Source organism: Bradyrhizobium jicamae (genome assembly GCF_001440395.1).
In the GTDB taxonomy this organism is placed as follows: Bacteria; Pseudomonadota; Alphaproteobacteria; order Rhizobiales; family Xanthobacteraceae; genus Bradyrhizobium; species Bradyrhizobium jicamae.
On sequence record NZ_LLXZ01000221.1, the window covers coordinates 707 to 1072 of the forward strand.

The 366-nt window shown below is 60.4% G+C and carries 1 rRNA gene (running past both ends of the window); it reads left to right on the forward strand.

Going from position 1 to position 366, the window contains the following annotated elements:
- A 16S ribosomal RNA gene (locus tag CQ12_RS39410) occupies positions 1 to 366 on the forward strand (it extends past both window edges: 347 nt to the left, 929 nt to the right).

Here is a 366-nt window from a genome sequence, read left to right on the forward strand (position 1 = left end):
GAGAGGGCGACCGGCCACACTGGGACTGAGACACGGCCCAGACTCCTACGGGAGGCAGCAGTGGGGAATATTGCACAATGGGCGCAAGCCTGATGCAGCGACGCCGCGTGAGGGATGACGGCCTTCGGGTTGTAAACCTCTTTCAGCAGGGAAGAAGCGAAAGTGACGGTACCTGCAGAAGAAGCGCCGGCTAACTACGTGCCAGCAGCCGCGGTAATACGTAGGGCGCAAGCGTTGTCCGGAATTATTGGGCGTAAAGAGCTCGTAGGCGGCTTGTCGCGTCGGTTGTGAAAGCCCGGGGCTTAACCCCGGGTCTGCAGTCGATACGGGCAGGCTAGAGTTCGGTAGGGGAGATCGGAATTCCTG